At 36.8% G+C, this 6541-nt stretch carries 3 protein-coding genes; 1 reads left to right on the top strand and 2 read right to left on the bottom strand.

Annotation, left to right across the window (positions count from 1 at the left end; genetic code table 11):
- Together QZ265_RS09045 and lptD are read right to left on the bottom strand one after the other, a co-directional pair.
- Window positions 1–1194, bottom strand: a 1194-nt coding sequence (locus QZ265_RS09045) for a peptidylprolyl isomerase (RefSeq protein WP_296405477.1), incomplete at its 3' end; no start/stop codon positions are given.
- A gap of 232 nt (window positions 1195–1426) precedes the next feature.
- Window positions 1427–4774 (bottom strand): LPS assembly protein LptD, encoded by a 3348-nt coding sequence (lptD, locus tag QZ265_RS09040; protein WP_296405475.1) that lies wholly within the window; start codon window positions 4772–4774, stop codon window positions 1427–1429.
- Between the two features lie 651 nt (window positions 4775–5425).
- Between lptD and QZ265_RS09035 the strand changes: the two genes are divergently transcribed.
- On the top strand, window positions 5426–6541 hold a 1116-nt coding region (locus QZ265_RS09035), incomplete at its 3' end, for a phosphotransferase (RefSeq protein ID WP_296405474.1).

Below are 6541 nucleotides of genomic sequence, written 5' to 3'. Positions count from 1 at the left end.
TTGATTATATAGATCATTCACACGTTGCTCAGCCAATGCCTCGCTATTTTGGTCACCGGTTTTGACTAGAATATGACGAACTTTCCACTGTGGAATGATCATGTTTTCATTATTACGCTTATCTACTAATTTGACGACATCAATGCCCTCAGCAGTAACTTGTGGTGCAGTGACTTGCCCAACTTCTAAAGGCGTAATCTTTTGGGCGATTTCAGTGGGTAGGCCTGAAGCAGGGTGAAATCCCATATCTCCACCTTGAACAGGAGCGATATAGTTTTTAGCACTGCCGGTAGTTAACTGATTCAAAACAGATTGAGCGTCATCGCTGGTCTGTAATAACATTTGAGCTTGTTGCGCAATTTTCATTGCTGAGTTTTTTTCAGCTTCAGTAATTCGGTTATAGTCATCACTAAAGGGAACACGGATATGGATAGTACGGTACTCAGTGCTTTGAAGCTTTTGAGCTTCAGGAGATGCCAAAAAAGCATCGATATCGTGGTCTGTAATACGAACACGACTACTAACCTGACTTTGCTGCAAGGCTTTTAAAGACTCTTCTTCAATGACTTGCGCACGAACTGCAGCATAACGACCCGGTTGCTTGGCATCTAAAGTCTGCTGTAACTGAGTTAATGACGTTAAGCCTTGTGATTGTGCCAGACGTGATAAGCTCTCATTAACCGCATCAGGACTAGGTCTGACACCAGCTCTTTTTACCAGATCTAATTGCAAGTTACGCAAAATCAAACTGTTTAGCACATCATTCTGCAGTCGCTGAGGACTTGGTACGGCTTGTCCACTAGCTTGAATACGCGCTTGAGTAACTGCAATAGCAGAAGCTAACTCACTCTTTAGAATAGGGGTATCGTTAACAATTGCAATTATACCGTTGCTACTATCAAGTGCAGATATAGGCGCCTTAGCAGGGTCAACATTGGTGTTAACACTTAAACTATCTATATTGTTGCTAGCTGTTTTTTTGACTTGCGTTGACTTCACTGTATTGGCAGAGCCAGTTGCAGTTTTATCTGCAGCATAAGCTGTTAAGCTTAATGCACCCATTATGGTAGATAACAGTAAAGCCTCAGATAGTTTTTTTAGACTAAATTTTGACGCAGCAGAAACGTCGGTTTGAGAGCAAGAGTGCTGTACTTTATACTGCGATTCATGTTGCTTAATATTTAATGCTGTCATAAGTAGCCTGTTTTTACCTGAGAATTGGGATATAAAAAATTGCATATAACTTTAAGAAAATAATTATAAAGATGGCAAAAATATTAAATTTTTTTAGTTTGAAAATTTATAAGTCTATAGATTGGAACAAGCAAATATTTATAAGCTATATTAATGCAATGAGCCCCATAATTGGAAATCATTATGCATCCTAGTTTAATTTACTTTTTCTATAACTTACTTTTTCTATAACTTACTTTTTCCATAAATAATCAACTGGTTCAAAACCAAGAATCTTATTGTCTAAAAGTCTAGTTAAGCGACTTTTTTTATTGCCAAAACCATTGATTCTAAATTCTGCCATAACGGCGCGAGTTGGTTTGTCTTCTAAATTTAAATCATTATAGTAACTACGTCCATAAATTGAAAATCCGTAACAACAATCTTCATAGTCTATACCAACAGTAGAATCAATAAACTTATGATCTCGACTGTCAAATTGACCTTGACCTAAGAAGCGCCATTTATCATTAATAGGAATAATGGCCGAAGCAGTCAGGGCTGACAAAGCAGATTGATTGGTAATACGGTCTTGTTTACGTTCAATTACTCCAAGATTAATTAAACTGTTTGGGGTAGGGTTATATCGAACTTGACTAGAAATATAATTCAGTTCGTTTTTAGAGTTTAAAGCACCATTTAAATCAAACCAAATGTTGCGATAAGGTTGTATGCTTGAACGCCATGCCACACCCGTAGTATTAGTATCTAAAGTACCTTCGTCTGTTTCTAGTCCAACCTTAGATTTAGTTATAAAATATTGATCTCCAATACCCCCGTCAAATCGAGTAATACCCATAGAATCAATATAGCGATAATTGAGGCCCACTGCCACACTATTATTGTCTGCAATTCTATCATGACCTAAGAACCAGCTATCAGCGAATAATTGATCATAATCAAAGGATGCAAGCCGGGTATCAAAGTTGGGAATTGAGCTTTGCTTTTCGTATGGAGAATAGTTATATTTAATACGAGGCGACAATAACTGATAGCCACCCATACTATTGTCAAACCAACCAAAAGGTGAGCCAGAATTATAGAAGTTTAAGCCTGAATCAACACTAAAACTTGGTACAAAAGCTGACTGTACATTATCATTTTTAGCGATATTATTTTCGATACGACTTTCTTCGTCAAATGCAGTATATAAATGTTTCAGGCTGACTTTGGGTTTTACATAACCCCAAGTTTTTTCAATGGGGTAGGTGGCATTAATTTCATTGTAAAGTCGAACACCACTTTTTTCATTTTCTGAACCATCGTTAATAGACTTTTTAAAATAGGCGGAATCATGAGTCCCGCTAATATCAAATTTATCTAAAATATTGTCGAATTTTGGCAAACGATAGTCGATTGTTAACTGAGGTAGGCGTGAATAAGGTTTGTCTTTATCTGTAATTTTATTGCCATTGGCGTCTGTAGCTGCTAATGACTGGAACGTTTCTACCTTAAATTGAGCATCGACAAAATCATTATAATAATTGATTCGACCACGTCTAGGTAAGTTCAAACGGTTTTCAACCAATCCAAAGTCATCGAAGTCATTGATATAATCAGGATCTGAGACATGACTATAGACAGCATCAGCCGTTAATCTTGGAATGTTTTCAGAAGCCCACTGATGACGATAGAAAACTCCGGTGCGATCTTTATCGTCGTATTTTTTATCTCTTGGCATATAGGCGGTCGTCAATTCACCTTGACCATAATGATCAGTTAAATAACGCAGCTCACCGGTGAGCATTGGATTACGATTGGTATATAGATCTGTGGTAATGGTAGCATCATAATTAGGCGCAAAATTTAGATAATAAGGTACGCTTAGCTTCAAACCACTTTCGCTATCAATGCGAGCGCTTGGCGTTAATAAGCCACTACTACGTCGGTCATCTACAGGAAAATTAAAATAAGGCAGATATAATACCGGAACTTTTCCCAATCTAAAAGTTGCGTCATAAGCCTCACCGCGGCCACTTTCTGTATCAATGTCTATTTGTTGAGCTTCAATTTGCCATTTTCGATCAGTAGGGGGACAAGTTGAGAACATGACCTTTTCAAGCTCATAATGAGAGTCATCTGGTTTGTTCATTCTATGGGCGTAGCCATGAGCTTGCATCGGTACACTGGCAAAAGCCACATCATAAGCTGTGGCTTTATCACTTTTAGTGCTATAAGCAAGTTCATCTGCTACTGCAATCATACCTTGATTGATGCTGTTAGCGTTACTGTTACTTGATGTTTTATTAGGCTGTTTCAAGGCACTTGAGCCTGAGTCGGCTAATAGCACGCCACCTTTGGCACCAGCCAGCCCAGTGTTGAGATCTAATGCAATTTGATCAGCTGTAACTAGCTTACCATCTTGCATCATCTCAACATTACCTGCCAGCTCGACATAAGTATCGTTGTCATAATAGCCATAATCAGCCACTGCATGCAGAGGTAAACCATTCGCTATAGACAACCCATCTTGTTGTTGGGCGCGTTGTATAGCTTGTTTATAATTGGCATCGGCACCTGAAGTATTTGGGCTTACCCATACGCCTTCACAGCGATGAGCTGCCGCATTGTCTGACTTATAATTAAAGAGTGTAGGGGCTGCAACAGGAGCAAAAGTTTCAGCTTCAATAATATTGGTATTATCTACTAAATTGCCATTAGGACTGATACTGTTACCAAGATCTTCAGGTTGTAATTGATAAAATTGTGCTAAACGTTGTAAACTTTTTTGGACACTGTCATCTTCAAAGGAGGTCGCTAGAGTCTTGGAATCATCAATTCGTTGACTAATTTTAGAGCTTTGATGATCATTAGAAGAAGTAGATGCTTTAGATGATCTGCTAAAACCTTTACTAGGATTTGGATTGGTTGGCGCTCTTAGCTCAGTATTATTAGAACCAACACTATCTTCTTCTATAGTTGAAGATTGAGATACAGAAGTTGATAAAGGCTTGCTGCCACTATTATTAATTAGACTATCGTTTATTAAAGCGTCTTTAGTATCTAAATTGTTGTTATCTAAATCAGTGGTATCTAAATTATTAGTATCTAAATCTAAATACTCATCTTCAGGGTAACTTACCGAATTCTGAATCAAATTGGAATTGGCAATAGCAATTGAGGGCTGATTTGTATCCGGCTCAAAACCTACCGCTTGTAACGCATCTTGTTGAATATCGCTTAACGCTTCATCAGTAGTAGGTTTACTGCTATTTCCATTACTACTACTATTATTAAAAGACTCAGATGTCACATAATTTGTAGATGTGGCGGTTAATATTTTACTATTAGAATTATTAGCATCTAAGGTAGTAATATAATCTGTATTTTGTTTTTGGAGATCAGAGTTTAAAACATTCTTAGATTGCGTCGAATGTATAGATGACACTGTATTATCTTGAGGGCTAACAATAGCGCCATAAGCACTAGGTACACTAATAAGCAGCGGCAAGCTGATGACTAAACGACTTGTGTAATGCGGACGGCGTGATAAGTCACGGCAGGCACGCAATATGCTACGGTAGAGTTGCGAGTACAGCAAAGAATTACCTTATTGATTAAAAATTGATTAAAAAGTGTTTTGGTCTTACTATTTAAACCGTGTTCATAGAAAACAATGGTAACTATGAGTAGTAGCTACTAAGATTAAAGACTAACTAAAATAGTAAAATGAAAACAATATTGTATTTAAAAATATAGTATTCATATATATTGAATTACAAGATATTGTATCAAGCCTCATTGTCTTTTATTAGATAAATATTTACAACTTTATAAGCAAGTTAAATCACTATTATGCAAATAACTCACTAGAGTAGAGCCAAATGAGTATAAGCTATTATATAGGCTTGTGACGCTATAGTAATGATATAAATATGCTTTATCTTATCATAGTCAAAAAAAGACAATTCGGCTACACTATAGGTTTTAAATTAGATTTTGCATTGCAAAGATAGCATCTATAAACATAATTATATGTCTATTTTACCTGTATAGCTCATAACCGAACTGTTCAAAGTTTGTATGTTTATATATTTGTATAAACTAAGCTATCTAAAATCTTATACTGATGTTTAATAATACCTAGCTTCTTATAGCAAGCTTTAAACTAGTCTAAGAGCATAAGCCAAATAATATTTAGTTCTATATACATTCCACAACACCTTTATTCATTGCCATTGAGACCGTACCTATGACAGTAAGTTCTGTAGAAACTTATCATACCAAACAACGTTATAATCAGCTTTCGCAATTCATCAAAGCTACTTTCCCTAATCAATTAATTCGTATTGAGAGTTTACCAGGTGATGCCAGTTTTCGACGTTATCACCGAATCTATTTGGAAGGTCTTGATAACAATGGTAATGGCAATGATAAAGTACAGGTACAGGATATTGCACAATTAGACCCTATATTAGACCCCAGTTACATTGTAATGGATGCGCCCCCTCAACTTGAATCTATTGAAAGCTTTGTTCGTATCAATACTTTAATGATTTCGAAAATCAATGTACCTTCTTTATTTGCAGAAGATATGGACCAAGGGTTCTTGATATTACAAGATTTCGGTAGCATAGAGTTTGCTCACTTAATTGCAGAGGCGAAAGTTAAGCAGGATAGCGGTCGTATCAATGACTTATACCGCTGGGCGATTGACAGCTTAATCCATTTACAGGCGCTAGATATTGCAGAGGCGAAAAATAAATTTAATGTCCCTGACTATGATGCTGCAACTTTGCAACGTGAAATGGAGCTGTTTACTGAATGGTTTTTGCCTTATATCGATCAGCCATTAGACTCTGAAACAACAGCTATTTGGCAAAACTTTACCCATGCTTTGATTGAGCAGTTATTACAGCAGCCTCAAGTAGTGGTGCATAGAGATTATCACAGTCGCAATCTCATGCAGGATCAGTATCACATCAGAGAGCTTGGAGTCATTGATTTTCAAGATGCCTTAATCGGTAGTTATACCTATGATTTGGTATCGTTAGTTCGAGATGCTTATGTTGATTGGTCTGAGGCTGAAGTGGATAGTTGGATTGAATATTTTTGGCAACAATGCAAATCTTATAATAAGGCTACACCGGACAATCTTAAACAGTTTACTACTCAAGTTAATCTAATGGGCGTTCAGCGTCACCTGAAAGTATTGGGCATCTTTGTTAGACTGTCAGAGCGTGATGGTAAAACTCGTTATTTATCAGATATTCCTAAAGTTTGGCAAGATTTAATGGTTGAAATGATATGGCTAAATGAGCACGCTGATGAAAAAATAAAGACTTTTATTCAGCCAGCTTTACGGTGG

Origin of the sequence: Psychrobacter sp. (assembly GCF_018260395.1) — a bacterium.
Classification (GTDB): Bacteria; Pseudomonadota; Gammaproteobacteria; order Pseudomonadales; family Moraxellaceae; genus Psychrobacter.
Note: the sequence above shows the minus strand (reverse complement) of the source record. Positions and strands in the feature narration are given on the sequence as shown.